Here is a 16,955-nt window from a genome sequence, read left to right on the forward strand (position 1 = left end):
GTCTCGGGCATTGGGATGGTCCGCGGCGAGGCACCGGGGGCGACGTCTGCTGCCGCGACCGGCGCTTCATAGCTCGGCGAATGTTCGTCCCCCACGAGGCGATTGCCGGGAGGGGTAACGTCCACCACCGGCAAACCGGATCGACGGGCGGGGATTCAGCTGAAGCGCGAGAATTCTCGCTCGAGGGCGTTAATCGCGGCTGCGAGGTCGGCTCGTCCTCGCTCCGAGGGTGGTTTGCGGAGGAAGGAGAAAGGCAGGCTCGCCGCGTGCATCAACGCGACGACGGCATCGCCGAGCCCCGCCCGTGTGATGCCGCCCGCAAGGTCATGGCCGGCCTGGCCTTTTTCGGTGAGGATATCCCGAATACGTCGAAGGGAATCATCGCCCAGCGGGAGTGCCTTGATGGCGGCAAGGTGGTCGGGCACGAGTTCTGGATAGCGGACGAGACCCGCGAGGATGCAGCGATTGAGGATATCCCCGGAGTGGGAGGCGCCGACCGAATGAGTTGCCTGGCTTTCCGTAGGGGGACCAAGCGGTGGGAATTGTCGATTGAAGCGCGCCGTGAATTCGATGCGGTATTGATCGGCGACAGTTGCGTTGCGGATGCTCGCGACATGGTCGGACAGGCGCTGCTGGAGCCCGGCGCGGCCCTCGGGCGTCGCCGTCTGGGCGTTGTTGAACTCATGGTGCCAGAGCAGATCGGCGAGCGGAGCCTGCGCTTTGATGAGGAGCTCGACTGCGGCGCGCCCGCCGCTGCGGACGATCTCGTCGGGATCCTGACCCTCTGGCAGCGGTGCGAATGCGAGCGAACGGCCGGGTACGAGCCCCGGCAGCGCGCGGAGCGCCGCGCGCACGGCGGCCCCCTGGCCGGCAGCGTCCCCGTCGAAGCAGAGCAAAGGAACGTCCGCGATGGTCCAGAGCCGTTCGATATGCGCTTCGCTGAGCGCAGTACCCAAGGGCGCGACGGTCTCCTCGATGCCAGCCTGGGCGAGCGCGATGACATCCATATAGCCCTCAACGACGAGCAGCCGTCCCGATCGCCTGGTTCCCACGACGGCCCGGTCGACGTTGAAAAGCGTGCTTCCCTTGTCGAACAGAGCCGTTTCGGGCGAGTTCATATATTTTGGGCGCTCGTCGTCGAGGACGCGCCCGCCAAAGGCGATGACGCGGCCGCGGATATCGCGGATCGGGAAGATCAGCCGGTCGCGGAAACGATCATAGGGCGCGCGATTGGCGAGCGCGATGACGAGCCCGGCGTCGACAAGCAAGCCAGGCTTGCGATGCTGAAATGCCTCGAGAAGAGCCTGACCCGTTGCGGGCGCGTAGCCGAGGGTGAATGCCTCGCGCGTGTCCGGCGTAATGCCGCGGGCGTCGAGATACGCGCGGGCAGCATGCCCTTGCGGCCCCGCCAGCTGCGCGACGAACCAGCGGCTCGCCTCGGCCAGGACGTCGAACAGCCTTTGGCGATAGGCCGAACGTTCAGCGGCCCGGGGATCGGCGGCGGGAAGCTCGAGCTTGGCGGCGGCCGCCAGCTCCCTGACGGCGTCGACAAATCCCAAGCCGTTCGCTTCAATCAGGAACTGAATGGCATCGCCATGCGCGCCGCACGAAAAGCAATGGAAGAAGCCCTTTTCGTCGCTGACGGTGAAACTCGGATCCCGCTCACTATGGAAGGGGCAGCATGCCTTGAACTCCTTGCCCGCCCTGATCAGCTTGACGGAGCGGCCAATGACGTCGGAGATTTTGGTCCTGGCTCGAACCTCATCGAGAAAGGCGGGCGGGAAGCGCATCGGAGTGTCGTGTGGTGGCCTTAGCTCGGGAGGTGGATACGACTGCCCAGAAATATTTGAGGATAGTGGCAGACGATTCCAAGAGGCCGGATTGCTCTATCGTTCGAACGGACAGGTTCCGTTGTCGCCCCGGCCGCGTCGGACCCCCAGAGATGCGGCATGTCTCGCGCGCGATTGGACCGGCGGCATTCCGCGCCGGATGGAGAGAAACGTCACGGCGCTCGTTGGAGGCAATCATTCTCTACCGGCCGCGCTCGCATGAATTGATGCAAGGATCTCCTCGTCGCCGATGCGACCACCGGCAGTGGGCATTGGTGCGATGACGCGGATTTCTATCGCTCGGCCCCTCGGCAGCATGAGACCACGCAATAGTGAATTTGAGTCCGCGCGCTATCTTGCCCACGGCGCGACAGGCCGCGCGGATCGGCGACCAGGATTGCGCTGCTTGCGACCTTGTCGCCTGATTTTTTCACCTCTTCCCTTTGACTTCGCCGGTGGCTGACGGCAGGAGTCCCCTTTGCCTGTTCGAAAGCCGTCGCCTTTATCGGCGTTCGCGTTCCCACCATGCATGGAGCTGATCATGGCCGAGGCAGAGAAGCCCGATCTCACTAATCTGACCGTGGAGCTCCTGAGCGCCTATGTGTCGAACAACACCGTGCCGAGTTCTGAGCTCGCCGAGCTGATTCGGACGACGCGAGCCGCGCTGGGAGGGGAAGCCGTTCCCGCGCCGCCGTCCGAGCCGGAGTACGCCCCAGCCGTTTCGGTGCGCAAAAGCCTGGCATCGCCCGACCATATTGTGAGCTTGATCGACGGCAAACCTTATAGGAGCCTCAAGCGGCATCTTTCGTCGCACGGGCTGACGCCGAACGAGTACAAGGTCCGCTTCGGGCTTGCCAAGGATTATCCGATGGTCGCGCCGGGCTATTCGCAACAGCGGCGTGAGGTTGCGCAGCGTCTCGGCCTCGGACGCAAAAAGGCAGCGGCGCCTACGGAGTCGGCGGCGCCCAGAGAGGCGGAGGCGCCCGTGGAAGCGGAGGCGCCGGCCGGCCCTGTGTCGGCTCCGAGAGCGCGCGCAGAACAGCCGAGCCGAATACGAAAAGCAAAGACCGCGCCCGCGGCCGTGGCAGCCGTTCCGCCGACGGGCGAAGCCGCGGCCGACACCTCCGCAAGCGCGACGAAAGCACGAAAGACGCGGCCCGGAAAACTTGCGACGGTGAAGGCCAAACTTGGCCGGGAAGGCGAGACGCCGGCGGGCAAGAAGGCAGGAACGCGGCGGAGTCGCGGCGCGGCCGCTGAGACGCCGGTGAATGCCGGCGATACCGACGCAGCGGCAGCCTCGCCGCAGCCTGCAGAATAGGGGTTCTGGCCTTCGGCGGAGCGGCCGAGGGTCGGGTCGCTCACGGGCGGTCATCGAGTCTTTGCCTACCGCGCCGATCAACCTGCGTGCAGAGGCGGTAGGCGGCGCGACGACCCTGGGGTGAAGCCGTGGCGGTGAATAGCGCGGCAAACTCTCCATCGTCATCGGGAAGGTCAACGACGTCGCGGCTTCTGGTCAGCTTCTTGATTTCGATCGCGGCCGCACTGCCAAGCGTCGCAAGGGCGATGTTGAAGGCACCGGCGAAGCATTTGTCGGACATGGGTTTCTCGTCCATGTAGGGATCTCCGGATCGCGATCGTTCAGTGTGATCAGCCTGCCCGGCTCTCCTCTTCCATCTGATCGACACCGGCCGTCCCGGAGGGCTGTGCGTGGATTTTGCTCCTATTCTACGTCTTATTCTCGATTGCGAGGAGCCGATGTGCGAGATAGCCACAAGGCATGAGCGAGAATCGACGAATCCTGTCCCTGTGCTTGCAAGATGACGAGCCGGCCGAAAATGATCCGGATGAAAATGTATTTGCGCATGCGATCGCAAATCACCTTTGCGTGCGCGTGACCCACAATCGCGGCCTGATGATCCTTGCTCCGCATGTCGTGTTCACGCGCGGGGGCGAGCGGTTCGTGGACGCTGTCGTGATCGAAAGAAATGGTGAAAGGCCGGCCGAACCTAAGCTGGACATGTTGAAGTTCTCGAGTCTGAAGGGTCCGGTTATTACTTCGGAGCCGTTCTTTCCTTTTCAGGACTATGATGCCGGCGACGATCGCTATGCCGAGAAGATCATCGCCCGGATCGACAGCTGATTCCGGCGCCTGGAGCGCAAACCGGAAGCGAGGTGCGTCGCCGCATTCGACGTGCCGGGGCCAGTCACCGGCTACGGTAAGAGCGATCAATCTGCTGGGGGTGGACTTGGGTCTTATTGACGAATTGCTGGAAAACGGCGGACACTTCATCGCCGAGCGCGGCGAAAGGCGGGCGACATTCCGGCCAGTCAGCGACCGTGGCGGCGATGTCGCGTCGTTCCAGACCATTGTTCGGCGGCTGCGGGATCATGAGGGCGAGGGCTATACGATCATACAAGACCATATGTCATCTCATCATGGGCTTGATTTTGTCGACCTGGTAATTCTCTCGGTCGGAGCGGGTTAGGCTCGGAAGCTGCCCGATGGCGCCAGACCCATTGCCTTGTCGGATCTGCGTTTCCCTTGAAGGCACCCAGTTCCGGCTGCCGCCAACTATTCGTTTGATATTCGGTTGGCGAAAATTGCGTCGATAGCAAGCCTTTCGATAGGTCGAATGTTCACAGTCCGCCTTTTTCGGTCAGCCCAAGATGCATGTGGGGATGACCTCATCCGCAAACAGCCGGTGATCGTCTTAGCCGCGGGCGCCGAGTTATGGCATGCTCCGGCCTAACAGAGCCTGCGCTGTGCCGCTGGCGCGGATGTCCAGCCCGGCGACATTGGAGCGAACGGCGGCTCTCTCAGCCTGTCGAGCCCTCAAGGCCCATCGGGCCGCGGGGAGGATGGGCCGTCATAAAGGTTCGCGGGCCGGAATCCCGGAGGCAGTATGGGCGATCGAGATTGTCGTGCCCGGATATCCGGCCTCGGTCTGAACGGTCGCATCAAGCTGATTTGCCAGAGCCTCGACAATGCTCGTACCGAGACCTGGTTTGGCACTCGCCATTGTCTCGGGTGTTCCGACGCCATCGTCGCTGACCGATAGCTTCCACTCGGCCTCGTGCGAGTGATAGTCGACGAGGATCTTGCCGCTGTGGTCGCCTGGAAAGGCATGCTTGAGCGCGTTGATTACCAGCTCGGTGACGATGAGGCCGAGGCTCACCGAGATGTCCGCGCTTACGCTGCTGCCATCTGCGGTCACCGCAATGGACACCTGATCATGGTTGCGGATCATGGATGCGCCGAGGCTTTGGCAAAGCTGGGTGAAGTAGCCATGCAACTCGACCTCACCCAGCCTCGATGCAGCGAGCTGCTGCTGAACGGTGGCGATCGACATGACCCGGTGGTGCGCGTCATGGAGATGGCTGCGGGTTTCCTCGGACTGCACGCGCCGTGCGCTCTGCATGAGCACGCTGGCGATGATCTGCAGGCTGTTGGCGACGCGATGCTGCAGCTCCTGGAGGAGGATCGCCTTCTCGCGCAGCAGATCGTCCTTGAGCTTCTCGCTGATCCGCGCCTCGGTGACGTCGGAAATGGTGAGCAGCAGCCGTATCTGTTCGGCATCGCCATAGTCGAGATTCTGGGCATTGAGGACGAGCCGTCGCGGCGCTGCATCGCCTTTGAGGTCCATCTCATAGGCCTCGATCCTGGCAATCCCGGAGAGCGTTGCGTTGAGCAGGGATCTAAGCTGCGGCACATCCCACTCGCCCGCACCAAGCTTGAACAGCGGCTTTCCAGCCACATTCTTGGGATCAAGAGAGAAGGTGCGATAGAAGGATGCGCTGCCGGCGATCACCCCCAGATCCCCGTCGAGCAGCAGCGCCGGCGCGGCCGTCGAAGCCAGGATCGCGAGCGCCAGATTATGCCCGACATCGGGATGGGTGGTTCGGTTCACGATCTTCACCCCTTCCGGGGAAAACCGGAAAGCTCGCGGGGTGAAAGCTGTGTCCGGGTAACAGCGATTGAGTCGCCCCTCGGACCGGGAGCATGGAATCGCAGCGTTATCCTAGCATGGATCGTGCGCAAACCAGCGTCTATTCGACACCGGATCAATCTTCCCTCCTGGACCGTGCCGGGAAGCGAGCAATCAGGCGGCGCCATCGGGCGGCAGCCGATAATAGTCGGTGACGCGCCGACCGTAGCTCTCATCGAAGACCGGAGCCGAATCCGGCCGGAAACTGGGGGCGCCCTCGAGCAGTCGCTTGTCGATCGCCACTGCATAGCTGTCCTGTTTCTCTTCATAGCGGAACGTCGCCCAGGGAATGGGATGATAGCTCTGACCCAGGCCCAGGAAACCGCCCGAAGACAGGATCACGTAGGCGACCTGGCCGGTCCGCTTGTCGAGAACGAGCTTGTCGATGGTGCCAAGCTTGTCGCCGTCACGGCCATGGACAGCCATGCCTCGGACATCCTCGGCGCAAATCAGCATGGTCGTGCCGATGGCAGTTTCGATGGGAATTTCTGCATTGGTGGCCACGGCCATTCTCCATTCCAAGGAATATCCGGGCGGCAGGCACGCGCCCGCCGCCCGGTCATCGTGCAAGCGTCAAACCAGGCTGTGCTTCAGCGCGCTGGCCTGGTCGTGACCTGCCTTGACCGAAGCGGAGGCTTCCCGGATCACCGCGAGCGTGGCCGGTTGCAGGTCCGGATCCCTCAGAGCCTCTCCGAACTTTGCCTTGATGTGATCCTCGCCGCGTTCGACCTCCTCCACGACCGCCTTGTCGTTCTTGCCGGTGAGCGCCTGCTTGAGGTTCATGAAACTGCGATGTGCGGCGCCCAGAAGGCTGGAGCGCTCCTCCGGCTTGTCGCCCAGCGCTCGAACTCTGGCCTGCAAAGAAGCGACGACCTGTGCCCGATCACGCGCGAAGTCCGCGAAGATCGTGGCGAACCGCGTGCTTTTAGCATCTTCGGCTGCGTCTTCGAAGCCCTTGATGCTGTCGAGCGTCGTGGTGATAAGACCATTGAGGACGGAAACGTCGTGCGTATCGCTCATATTCGAATCCTTTGATCGTCGAGAAGCCGGCCGGACAGCGCTCTGCCCGGCCTTGACCCTCAGTTCGCCGAAAGCGCCGAAGGCAGGAGCGCGTTGCCCTGCTGAAGCTGCTGCTCGATAATCGGAACGCCATTTCCGGCGACCTGTTTCAGCGACTGGTCGGCGCCATCCTCGGCATAGCCCTTGTACGTGGCCCAGCTGGCCTGCTGCACCTGTGCAGATTGGGTGAGGTACAGATTGTCGAACGAGCCGCGAGGTGTCTTGCGGAGCAGCTTGAGCATCGAGGCGCGTTCGGCAGACAGGTTGGATGTCGGCCTGGTGATCTTGCGCTGATCGTTGCTGAGCGAGGCGACGAGCGTCTGCTGGGCAGTTTCTGAATCCGAGATGATGCGGCGGGCATAATCCTTGACGTCGCTGCGCTGCGAACGGGTCAAGCTGAGACGACCGGCCGCGATCTGGTACTGGTTGCCGTCGGACGCTGCCGCGGAAAATCCCGCGCCATCGAGGCCGTGTATGGGCGCAACGCCGGCGTTCGCGTTCGAATAGCTGCCGGTCGTGGCCGGGGAGGTGGACTGGGCCGCTGCAATCGTCGCAGCGCCGAGGGTAGCCGTTCCCAAGAGAAGGGCAAAAACAGTAAGTTTCATGTCGTGTTCCTTCGTGGCGCGGCAACCGACAGGTTTTGCCTGCAAGAATGGACGCACCGGTTCGTTGGCTGGAAGACGCGCCTTCGGAATTGAAAGGTATCGCTTGGAGCTGCCTGATAACGATCAGCCGATAGAATCGTTACAGGCTGGTTCGCTTTTATTTCTAGTTTCGGCCATCGTCCTGAAGATAGCCGACAAATTCTTGTCCGGAGGAGCCGAAAGGAGCGTCAGGAACGCTATCAGCGACTGGGGGTTATGGACTTTCCGGGTACGATGCGTCGATGTGGCCAAATCGTCTTCTGGATGACAGGAGAATGGCGTGGGAATTATCATGTGGCTCATCGTCGGCGGCGTCATCGGGTGGCTTGCCAGCCTCATCATGCGGACCGACGGCCAGCAGGGCATCATCCTGAACATTGTGGTAGGCATTGTCGGCGCTTTCATCGGCGGCCTGATCCTGGCCCGAGGCGAGATCAACAATGCGCCGCTGACGATCACGACATTCCTCGTCTCGCTGGCGGGCGCGGTCATATTGCTTGCCATCGTCAATCTGGTGCGCCGCGGTTCGCTGCGCTGACGTGATGGGGTGGACGGCCCCTGCACCAGCGTAGCTGTGCAATGATGTGGTCGTTGAGCCACGTCTAGGAGTTGATCCATGCAGCAGGATGTTGTGACCGTCGGTGTCGATCTGGCGAAGAACGTGTTTCAGGTTCATGCAATCGGGGCCGACGGAAAGGTGTTGGTGCGCCGACAGCTTCGGCGCGGCGAAGTGGTGAAGTTCTTCTCATCGTTGCCGCCGTGCCTGGTTGGGATGGAGGCGTGCGCATCGGCGCACCATTGGGGTCGAGAGCTACTGGCGCTGGGCCATGATGTCCGGTTGATGCCGCCCGCCTATGTGAAGCCATACGTGAAGCGCGGGAAGACCGATGCCGCAGATGCCGAGGCTATTTGCGAGGCGGTGACCCGGCCAACGATGCGGTTCGTAGCGGTAAAGAGTGTTGATCAGCAGGCGGTGCTGATGCTCCACAAGACTCGCGATCTGCTCGTGCGACAGCGAACCGCATTGATCAACGCTTTGCGGGCGCACCTGGCGGAGTACGGCATCGTCAGTGGCAAGGGGCCCGGCGGCGTCACCGTGCTGATGAAACTCCTTCACGAGGAGCAGGCGAAGCTGCCGGCACACGCCCGTTCAGCGCTGCATACCATCGGGTCTCAACTACGCTCGTTGGCAAGCGAGATTGACCGGCTCGAGGCGCAGATTCTCGCCTGGCACCGGGCCGACGAAACTAGTCGCCGGCTTGCAACCATCCCTGGCATTGGTCCGATTACCGCGTCGGCCATCGCTGCGGCCGTGCCTGATGCTTCGCTCTTTCGGTCAGGCCGGCAGTTTGCTGCCTGGCTCGGGCTTACGCCGAGGCCCCATAGCTCTGGCGGTAAGGAGCGGCTTGGCGGCATCAGCAAGCAGGGCGACGGGTACCTCCGCAAATTGCTGGTCGTCGGTGCGACCGCGGTGATGCGGATGGCGCGTAAGGACACCACCAGACAGCCATGGATTGCGCAACTGCTCGAGCGCAAGCCGGTGAAAATCGCGACCGTAGGCCTAGCTAACAAGACAGCCCGCATCGCCTGGGCCGTGATGGCGCACAAGGAAGTCTACGCAGCGCCCGCTGCGTGACCGCTTTCCTCATTGCCCGCTGAAGCGAGCGGAGGGATGGTGTAAGGGCAGCTGAGTGGTGATGACAAACCGGTCAGACCGGGGATCGAACAAACCCAGGGGAGCAGAGCGCTTCGAGCGCGATGACGTGATTAGGGATCCGATCCGCGGACTTCATCAGGGCCAGCAGCCATGCGGTGCTGCGCGAACAGGCCGAACACATGGATGCACCCGACCGGTGCTCATCGCTACACGAAAGCTCTTGCACCGCAGGGGCCGTCCACACATGCGCCATCACGTCGCTCATGCAGGGCTTGTCCGGCTCGACGCAGCGATTGAGGACGCGGTCGAACAACTGGGGCTGCACCGCCGCGTAGCGGATCACCGGGACCTTCTCGCTCGGCTGCTCGAGCCTGAGGTAATCGGCCGCCGTGAGAGCGCCCCCGTCCTTTTTCACGCGGGCGACCCAGCGATCGAAGTCGGCCGGCGCCATGCCATGCAGCTGAAAGCGCATGTCGGAATGGCCGCGCCCCGTATAATTGCCGGAGTAGCCCCAGCTGTCGCCCGGCTTGTTGAGGACGGCATTCAACTGCGATTGCATGCCTGGCATCGCATAGATCATGCCGGCCATCGTGGGCGCGTAGAAGGTGCTGAACTGGCTGGTCGAGGTGATCGAGAAGTGGACGGGGACGTCCACCGGGAGCGCGAGCTCGTTCACCGTGGCGATGCCCAGCTCGGGATAGATGAACAGCCATTTCCAATCGAGCCCGACGACCTGCACCTTGAGCGGCTTGGCGTCGGCGGGAACGGGTCTGCCGGGGCCAATGCGCTCGAGCGGACGGAAAGGATCGAGCAGATGCGTGCTGGTCCAGGTGACCGCGCTCAGCGCGATGATGATCAGGAGCGGACAGGACCAGATGACCAGCTCGAGGGTCGTCGAATGATCGAAGTCGGGGTCGTATATCTTGTTGGGGTTGCCTCGACGATAGCGCCAGGCGAACACCACGGTCATCGTCATCACGGGAACGATGATGATCAGCATCAGGCCGACCGCGACGAGGATGAGGTTGCGCTGCTGGAGGGCGATGTCGCCGGTCGGGTTCATCACGACCATGTTGCAGCCACCGAGCAAGGCAAGCGCGCCGGCGGCGGAAACGGCTCGAGTCACGCCGCGAATTGTGGGTTCTCTTCCTGGCATAGGACCCGATAGCCCTCCCTGGCTGCCGCGACTTTGACGGGAATCAAGTGATCGCCATCGCGAGTCGGCCATCGTCATTAAACAGATCGCGAATCTTCGCGTCGGTGTTAAACTGCTGGCGCACACTACATTTTGATCTGGGATGAGGAAAGCACGGGATGGTGAGCACGACCATGGGACCGGCCAGTTCCACCCCCCTGGAGCGCGACGCGCGGCTCGTCAACGCGCGCGAGCACCGTGTCAAACCGGGCGAAATCGCCGTCGGAGTCGTGATCGGCCGCACCTCGGAATTCTTCGATTTCTTCGTGTACGCGATCGCGTCGGTGCTGGTTTTCCCGAGCGTCATCTTTCCCTTCGTCGATGCGCTGACCGGAACACTTTACTCGTTTGCGATGTTCGCGCTCGCATTCATCGCCCGTCCTGTGGGCGCGTTCCTGTTTCTCTGGATCGATCGCCGCCACGGCCGAGGCGTGAAGCTGACGATCGCGCTCTTTCTCCTCGGCGGATCGACGATGTCGATGGCGTTCCTGCCGAGCTATCACACAGCCGGTATCTTCGCCGTCCTTTTGCTCGGCCTCTTTCGGCTCGGTCAGGGGTTCGCCACCGGAGGGACGTGGGACGGCCTGCCCTCGCTGCTTTCTCTCAATGCGCCGCCAGAGCGGCGCGGCTGGTTTGCGATGATCCCGCAGCTTGGCGCACCGCTGGGCCTGCTGGTCGCATCCGCCGTCTTCGCGTTCCTGCTGACGACCCTGTCGACGGCCGACTTTCTCGAATGGGGCTGGCGCTATCCCTTCTTCGTGGCGTTCGCGATCAATGTCGTCGCCCTGTTTGCCAGGCTCCGCCTGATTTCGACACCCGGGTTCGAGCGGCTGTACGAAAGCCGGGAACTCCAGCCGTCGCCGGTGCTGGAGATGTTCCGGGACGAATGGCGCACCGTCGTGCTCGGCGCCTTCGCGCCGCTCGCGAGCTTCGCCCTCTTCCATCTCGTCACCGTATTTCCCCTGTCGTGGGTCATGCTCAATACGCATGAACCCCCCGTTCGCTTTCTCGTGATCGAGATCGTCGGCGCCGTGGTGGGCGTGTTAGCGGTCGTGCTTTCCGGCCTCTTCGCGGATCGGATCGGACGGCGGACGGTGCTCGGCGTGTCGGCCGCGCTCATTGCAGCCTATAGCGGGTTTGCGCCCCAGCTGCTGTCGAAGGGCAGTGCTGGCGAGTGGACCTATATGCTGCTTGGATTCCTGCTGCTCGGCCTCGCCTTCGGACAATCGTCCGGCGTCGTGAACGGGAGCTTTTCGTCCAGGCACCGCTACACCGGCGCTGGCACCACCGCGACCGCCGCATGGCTCATCGGCGCGGGCTTTGCGCCACTGGCGGCGCTCCTTCTTGCCTCCCACTTCGGACTGCTTGCCGTGGGCGCCTATCTCCTTTCGGGCGCCGTCTGCACCCTGGCCGCGCTCGGCATCAACCGCGAATGGGGCCGAAAGGCGGTTTGAATCGAGATTTCGGGGGCAGAGATGAACGATGCGGCGCCGCCGCCGCTTGGGATCGCGACCTTGTCGCCCAGAACCGGCGCTCGTTGGCATCGGCCACGGCACCTCTCGAACTCGATGGAGACCTGCAGGGAACCAAGTGATGTATTAACTTCGGTTCCTGGCCGACCCGCGATCCACACGGGCCAACGCGCCTCTCCTTGCACGCGGCGTTGTGATCCGATAGCCAGTTGCGAATAATTCTCAAGAAGAGAAAGGGGATCCACGCAGGAAAGTGACGCCGGATGACCTATGCCCTTTCGCCATCGCCAAGCCCTTTAATCCTCCCGGCCGCGATCCTGATCGACACGGCGCGATGCTGGCGGGAGGCGCGCGACAGCGGGAGATCGGTCCAGCCGTGCCTTTCAAGGACGCTCGCGGCGCATGACTGCGCGATGCTCGCGCCCGTCTTCGATAGCCTGATCCTGTTTTACGAAGCGGCGCTCGGCCGGCCCATGACGGTGGGCAAATCGCCGGCGCTATCCGACGACGAGCATCTGCTGCTCGGCCTGCTCGATGGATCAAGGCCAAGGCCCGCTGACATCGACTGTCCCGAAGGCGCGGCGACCGCCCTCGACTGCGCGCTCTGCTCGACGCGGATCATGATGGCGCTGACGATCGAGCGGCCCGCCACGCAGGCGATTCCATGACCGCCGTACAGGAGGGCAGCATGGATCGGCGCCAGCCGCATTCATGTCGGACGGGCTTGGCCGCGCGCTCTCGGCCGCTGGCCGGCGACGGCGTTCGCGTCCATATTTTCAAGATAGGCGCAGAACATGTCTCCGAGCGCGCTGGCCCGGGCGTCGATCGCGGCGGGGGCATATCCGTCCTCCGACACCTGCTTGCCCACCGCGGCCAGCGACATCATGATGATGTCCGCCGCGACCAGACGCCTGGACTCGGGCGCATGAGGAAGGGCTTCGCGCATGAATGCGCGCACTGTCCGCATGGTGGCGAGGCGAAGCGTGCGCGCCTCGGGCGCATCGCGGTAGAGCGGCTCCGCGTCGCCCAGCGCGATACGCATTCCGGCCTCCTCGCATTCGGATCGCACGAATTCGCGGACCGCCACGCGCAGGCGATCGAGCGGCGCCAGCGACGCATCGGCGAGGATGCCTGCCAGCAGCCCGCCGGTCGCCTTCCACTCGTCGGCCTGGAGGCGGAACAGGATCGCCTCCTTGTTGGGGAAATACTGGTAGAGCGACCCGACGCTGACCCCGGCCTCCTCGGCGACTCGCGCGGCGGTGAATCGGCGCGCGCCCCCGCGCGCCAGAACGCGACCTGCGGCCGCCAGAATGTCTGTGACGAGCTGGCGCGACCGCTCCTGTTTGGGCTGCTTTCGCGAGGAAATGCGCAACGTTGCTGGACTGGTCATGGCGGTCTCGGGAACGCGAATAGTAAATGCGACGAATTAGTCGTATTTATGTGAGGAGGCAAGACGCCCGACCGAGGAGATTATCCGTTGAGCAGGGAGACCGCTGGCGCCGATATGGCGACCCCGCCGCAGACCGATGGTCGGCTGACCCGCGCCCTGGTCCGATGGCTGATGCGGTCCGCGACCGTCGCCTCCGTCGAAGCGCTGTCCGATCGCTTCCGCCTGATCGGGTTTACGGGTGAAGGATTGCGCGGCGCGGCGTGGCGGCCGGGACAGAAGATTCAGATCAAGATCGGCGGCGGCCTGACGGCGCGCACCTATACGCCGATCGCCTGAGACGCCGCGGGCGGCGCGACTTCGATCCTCGCCTGGCTGCATGGCGACGGGCCGGCCAGCGCCTGGATTCGGTTGCTGGCGGCCGGACAGCAATGCCAGTTCTTCGGCCCGCGCGCCTCCCTCGACCTCGCGGACCTGAGCAGCCGCTTCGTCCTATTCGGCGACGAGACCTCGTTCGGCCTGGCGGCGTCCGTCGCCGGCCTTGGCGAAGGCACGTTCCTGTTCGAGGCGAGTTCTGCCGCCGAATGCGCGCCGGTTCTCGCCCGGCTGGGCGTCACGGCGACGGTGAGCGAGCGCCGCCCCGGCGACGCGCATCTGGGCGACGTCGAAGTCGAAATCGTGCGCCGCGCCGCCGACGCCGACGTCCGCTTCATCCTCACCGGCAAGGCGCAGTCGATCCAGCGGATAAGCCGCGCCCTGAAGGCTGCTGGTGTCAGCTCGGCCCGCATCCTCGCCAAAGCCTATTGGGCGCCCGGCAAGACGGGTCTCGACTGATCCGTTTCGAGCCGCTGCCAGCAAAGAGTGATCGATGATGAAGAATGATGTGAATGTGCTCATCTCCGGCGCCGGCGTTGCGGGCCTCACCGTCGCTCATTGGCTCGTCCGCTATGGCTTCAAGGTGACGGTGGTGGAGCGCGCGCCGCATCTGCGTCCGGGCGGACAGGCGCTCGACGTGCGCGGCCCGGCCCTGGAGGTCGCCGAGCGGATGGGCGTGCTGGACACGTTCCGCCAGCGCAGCACGGGTCAGACCGGGATGTCGGTGGTCGATGGCGACGGCAAGGAGATTTTCCGAAGCACCGAGCGCACGCTGACCGGCGGACGCTTCGACAGCCCCGACGTCGAGATCCTGCGCGACGCGCTGTGCGACGTCCTCTACCGCGCCGCGGGCGCGGTCGAGTATCTGTTCGGCGACCGGATCACCGCGCTCGCCCAGGACGAGGGCGGCGTTGACGTCACCTTCGCCAGCGCCCCGCCCCGCCGCTTCGATCTGGTGATCGGCGCGGACGGCTTGCACTCGGGCGTGCGCCGCCTCGCCTTCGGACCCGAGGCGGAGTTCATCCGCTATATCGGCGGGTGCCTGGCCGTCTTCCCGATGCCGAACTTCCTCGGCCTCGATCGCTTGCAGGTCTTCCATCAGCACGCCGGCATCTTCGGCGGCGTTCTCGGCCTGCGCGCCGACCTCGACGTCAGAACCTATATCGGCTTCGGCTTCGGCTTCGATGCCGAGCAGCCGCGCTACGACTATCGTGACGTTGATGCGCAGAAGCGGCTGGTGGCCGATCAGGTCGCCGGCGCGGGATGGATATTCCCGCAGATCGTCGAGCATATGTGGGCCGCGCCCGATTTCTATTTCGACACGATGAGCCAGATTCGCATGGACCGCTGGTCGCGCGGGCGCGTCGTCCTGGTGGGCGACGCCGGCTACTGCGTGTCGCCGGCCACGGGCCAGGGCACGAGCGTCGCGATGGTCGGCGCCTACATCCTCGCCGGAGAGCTTGCCGCCCACCGAGGCGACTTCGAGGCCGCCGCGGCCGCCTACGAAGCCGAGCTGCGCGACTATGCCACGCGGACAGCGCGCTGGCGGTCAGCGCCGAGGCCTTGGACACGCTGGGCGAGTCCACGGCGCCGGACGATCCTGGCCACCCGAATGGCGTCCCGGACCTGGGCCTGCTGGTCCAACCGATCACGCTCAAGGATTACCAGGCTCTGGCGCGGCCATCCTAGCGCCTCCCACCAATTCGGAGACTCCTCATGACGACCCTCACAGCCACACCCTTGGCCCCGCTGCTTGACCGGCTGTTCGCCGATGCCGAAGCGACCACCGCGCAAGTGCTGCCGACCATCATGGAGATGCCGGAAGACGAGCGCGCCGCGATGATGGCGAGCAAGACCGATTACCGCGCGTTCTACACGCGGATGAAGGACGCGCACCTGGCCGTCTCGCGCGAGACCGCCGCGCTTCTCTACATGCTGGGCCGCTCGACCGGCGCAAAGAGCATCGTCGAGTTCGGAACCTCGTTCGGCATCTCGACCCTCCATCTTGCCGCCGCACTCCGCGACAATGGCGGCGGGCGGCTCATCACCAGCGAGTTCGAGCCGTCCAAGGTTGCGCGCGCGCGCGCAAACTTCGCGGCCGGCGGCCTCGCCGATCTGATCGAGCTGCGCGAGGGCGACGCGCTGGAGACGCTGGCGCGCGACCTGCCCGACCGGATCGACATCCTGCTGCTCGATGGCGCGAAAGGCCTCTATCCGGCCGTGCTGGCGCTGGTCGAGGGCCGCCTGCGTCCCGGCGCCTTCATCGTCGCCGACAACGCCGACTGGAGCCAGGACTATCTGGCGCGGGTCCGCTCGCCCGATCACGGCTACATGTCGGTGCCGTTCGGCGGTGATGTCGAGCTGTCGATGCGGTTCGGGTGAATCGGCCATGCGGATGCGACTCATCCCGGTCGAGTTATGAGTGCGACACGTCCCGCACGACCACCGCGGCTCGGCCGCGCCGCGCGGCAGTCGTCCGGCGGTGATGCCCTCGATCTGCGCGACCCAGTTCGACGTCCTCCGCGGCATTGCCGCCTCGCCACCTTCTCAGGAATGCGCCGGCAGCCTCGTACTTGCCCATTCCCATGTTAAGGAACCTCAGTCCGCAGCCCTCAACGCGGGCACGTCCGTCGCTCTCCTTTCCAGAGCAGAATCGTCGATAGGGTATAGACTGCCAGCCAGCCGAGATTGAATGCCGCACCGTCGAGCCAGATCGAGACTGGCTTGGGCGAGATGAATGCGATCACCATGCCGAGCAGCACCAGCGACACCGGATTGGCGATCAGCGCGAACCAGCGTGGCCAAGCCGTCCGGCCGAATGCGATGACGACCCCGAGCCCGAGCAGTGCGAGACCGAGCGTGACGATCGGCAGCAGCCAGGCGATCAGCAGCACGGCATGGAAACGCGCGGCGAGATCGAGCAGCGCCTGGTGCGCGGCTGGCGGCGTCACCAGCACTGTCTTGTAGGCCATGCCCAGATAGTAAAAGGCTGCGTGTCCGAGCGGCGACCAGGCATTGCCGCAGATGAACAATGCGAAGATTGGCCATGCCCATTTGGCGCCCGCCGGCAGCAGGCCGCGAAACAGATGCCAGCTTCCGGCGAGGTAGAAGACGATACCGATGTCGGCGACGAGGGCGCCGGCCGCCAGTCGCGTCTCCGAGGACGAAACCATCGCGGCCGCGAGATCGGGCTCGATCTGGTGAGCATAGGTCTGGAAGAGCAGCGGGTAGTCCGCCGCGGCCGCCTTTCCTCCGACGATGAGCGCATCGCCGAGCGTCCAGAGGATCGCCCCTACGATGCCGGCGATTCCGGCCAGGCGCAGCCAGCGGAGTGAGGCAGTATCGGTCATT

20 protein-coding genes are annotated in these 16,955 nt (G+C 64.2%); 11 read left to right on the forward strand and 9 right to left on the reverse strand.

Annotated elements, in window-relative coordinates; all coding sequences use genetic code 11:
• Nucleotides 1-155: 155 nt before the first annotated feature.
• A complete protein-coding gene (gene dnaG / locus L3X40_RS06675) occupies nt 156-1,790 on the reverse strand; it encodes a DNA primase (RefSeq protein WP_066556930.1) in 1,635 nt (544 codons plus the stop codon).
• 580 nt (nt 1,791-2,370) lie between these two features.
• Here dnaG and L3X40_RS06680 point away from each other — a divergent pair.
• Nucleotides 2,371-3,147 (forward strand): MucR family transcriptional regulator, encoded by a 777-nt coding sequence (locus L3X40_RS06680; RefSeq protein ID WP_082748894.1) that lies wholly within the window; start codon nt 2,371-2,373, stop codon nt 3,145-3,147.
• A gap of 40 nt (nt 3,148-3,187) precedes the next feature.
• On the opposite strand, the gene L3X40_RS06685 is transcribed toward L3X40_RS06680, so the two are convergent.
• On the reverse strand, nt 3,188-3,442 hold the full coding sequence (locus L3X40_RS06685) for a hypothetical protein (protein ID WP_066556928.1): 255 nt from the start codon (nt 3,440-3,442) through the stop codon (nt 3,188-3,190).
• 164 nt (nt 3,443-3,606) lie between these two features.
• Here L3X40_RS06685 and L3X40_RS06690 point away from each other — a divergent pair, with 164 nt between their 5' ends.
• Both L3X40_RS06690 and L3X40_RS06695 read left to right on the forward strand, forming a co-directional pair.
• Complete coding sequence (locus tag L3X40_RS06690) at nt 3,607-3,969, forward strand: hypothetical protein (RefSeq protein WP_066556927.1); 363 nt, start codon at nt 3,607-3,609, stop codon at nt 3,967-3,969.
• Between the two features lie 106 nt (nt 3,970-4,075).
• A complete protein-coding gene (locus tag L3X40_RS06695; protein ID WP_066556923.1) occupies nt 4,076-4,315 on the forward strand; it encodes a hypothetical protein in 240 nt (79 codons plus the stop codon).
• A 381-nt stretch (nt 4,316-4,696) separates the two neighbouring features.
• Here L3X40_RS06695 and L3X40_RS06700 read toward each other — a convergent pair whose 3' ends face one another.
• The 4 genes from L3X40_RS06700 to L3X40_RS06715 form a co-directional block, all read right to left on the reverse strand.
• On the reverse strand, nt 4,697-5,737 hold the full coding sequence (locus tag L3X40_RS06700) for a sensor histidine kinase (RefSeq protein WP_237364978.1): 1,041 nt from the start codon (nt 5,735-5,737) through the stop codon (nt 4,697-4,699).
• Nucleotides 5,738-5,929: 192 nt separating this feature from the next.
• Nucleotides 5,930-6,319 (reverse strand): PRC-barrel domain-containing protein, encoded by a 390-nt coding sequence (locus tag L3X40_RS06705; protein ID WP_158511739.1) that lies wholly within the window; start codon nt 6,317-6,319, stop codon nt 5,930-5,932.
• Nucleotides 6,320-6,388: 69 nt separating this feature from the next.
• Complete coding sequence (locus L3X40_RS06710) at nt 6,389-6,835, reverse strand: ferritin-like domain-containing protein (RefSeq protein ID WP_066556918.1); 447 nt, start codon at nt 6,833-6,835, stop codon at nt 6,389-6,391.
• Between the two features lie 59 nt (nt 6,836-6,894).
• Nucleotides 6,895-7,479, reverse strand: coding sequence for a DUF4142 domain-containing protein (locus tag L3X40_RS06715; protein WP_066556915.1), 585 nt, complete (start codon nt 7,477-7,479; stop codon nt 6,895-6,897).
• Nucleotides 7,480-7,798: 319 nt separating this feature from the next.
• On the opposite strand from L3X40_RS06715, the gene L3X40_RS06720 reads away from it, so the two are divergent.
• Nucleotides 7,799-8,056 (forward strand): GlsB/YeaQ/YmgE family stress response membrane protein, encoded by a 258-nt coding sequence (locus L3X40_RS06720; RefSeq protein ID WP_066556913.1) that lies wholly within the window; start codon nt 7,799-7,801, stop codon nt 8,054-8,056.
• A 78-nt stretch (nt 8,057-8,134) separates the two neighbouring features.
• Nucleotides 8,135-9,154 carry an IS110 family transposase gene (locus tag L3X40_RS06725; RefSeq protein ID WP_237364979.1) on the forward strand — a complete coding sequence of 340 codons (1,020 nt, stop codon included), beginning with the start codon at nt 8,135-8,137 and terminating at the stop codon, nt 9,152-9,154.
• A gap of 73 nt (nt 9,155-9,227) precedes the next feature.
• Here L3X40_RS06725 and cyoA read toward each other — a convergent pair whose 3' ends face one another.
• A complete protein-coding gene (gene cyoA, locus L3X40_RS06730) occupies nt 9,228-10,301 on the reverse strand; it encodes a ubiquinol oxidase subunit II (RefSeq protein ID WP_272907927.1) in 1,074 nt (357 codons plus the stop codon).
• A 188-nt stretch (nt 10,302-10,489) separates the two neighbouring features.
• Between cyoA and L3X40_RS06735 the strand changes: the two genes are divergently transcribed.
• Nucleotides 10,490-11,824, forward strand: coding sequence for an MFS transporter (locus L3X40_RS06735; RefSeq protein ID WP_082748578.1), 1,335 nt, complete (start codon nt 10,490-10,492; stop codon nt 11,822-11,824).
• A 281-nt stretch (nt 11,825-12,105) separates the two neighbouring features.
• Nucleotides 12,106-12,510 (forward strand): hypothetical protein, encoded by a 405-nt coding sequence (locus L3X40_RS06740; protein ID WP_066556911.1) that lies wholly within the window; start codon nt 12,106-12,108, stop codon nt 12,508-12,510.
• A gap of 41 nt (nt 12,511-12,551) precedes the next feature.
• Here the strand turns inward: L3X40_RS06740 and L3X40_RS06745 are convergent, their stop codons facing one another.
• Nucleotides 12,552-13,232 (reverse strand): TetR family transcriptional regulator, encoded by a 681-nt coding sequence (locus L3X40_RS06745; protein ID WP_066556909.1) that lies wholly within the window; start codon nt 13,230-13,232, stop codon nt 12,552-12,554.
• A gap of 87 nt (nt 13,233-13,319) precedes the next feature.
• Here L3X40_RS06745 and L3X40_RS06750 point away from each other — a divergent pair, with 87 nt between their 5' ends.
• The 4 genes from L3X40_RS06750 (at nt 13,320) to L3X40_RS06765 (ending at nt 15,986) form a co-directional block, all read left to right on the forward strand.
• The gene (locus L3X40_RS06750; RefSeq protein WP_197672702.1) at nt 13,320-13,568 is read left to right on the forward strand and encodes a hypothetical protein; all 249 of its coding nucleotides are present in this window, start codon (nt 13,320-13,322) and stop codon (nt 13,566-13,568) included.
• Nucleotides 13,569-13,640: 72 nt separating this feature from the next.
• On the forward strand, nt 13,641-14,063 hold the full coding sequence (locus L3X40_RS06755) for an SIP domain-containing protein (RefSeq protein WP_197672701.1): 423 nt from the start codon (nt 13,641-13,643) through the stop codon (nt 14,061-14,063).
• A gap of 34 nt (nt 14,064-14,097) precedes the next feature.
• A complete protein-coding gene (locus tag L3X40_RS06760; protein WP_145907282.1) occupies nt 14,098-15,324 on the forward strand; it encodes an FAD-dependent monooxygenase in 1,227 nt (408 codons plus the stop codon).
• Nucleotides 15,321-15,986 (forward strand): O-methyltransferase, encoded by a 666-nt coding sequence (locus tag L3X40_RS06765; protein WP_066556907.1) that lies wholly within the window; start codon nt 15,321-15,323, stop codon nt 15,984-15,986. The genes L3X40_RS06760 and L3X40_RS06765 overlap by 4 nt, the downstream gene beginning before the upstream one ends.
• A 230-nt stretch (nt 15,987-16,216) precedes the next feature.
• On the opposite strand, the gene L3X40_RS06770 is transcribed toward L3X40_RS06765, so the two are convergent.
• Nucleotides 16,217-16,954, reverse strand: coding sequence for a DUF6796 family protein (locus L3X40_RS06770; protein WP_066556904.1), 738 nt, complete (start codon nt 16,952-16,954; stop codon nt 16,217-16,219).
• Between the last annotated feature and the right edge of the window lies 1 nt (nt 16,955).

It is taken from the genome of Rhizorhapis sp. SPR117 (genome assembly GCF_021742065.1).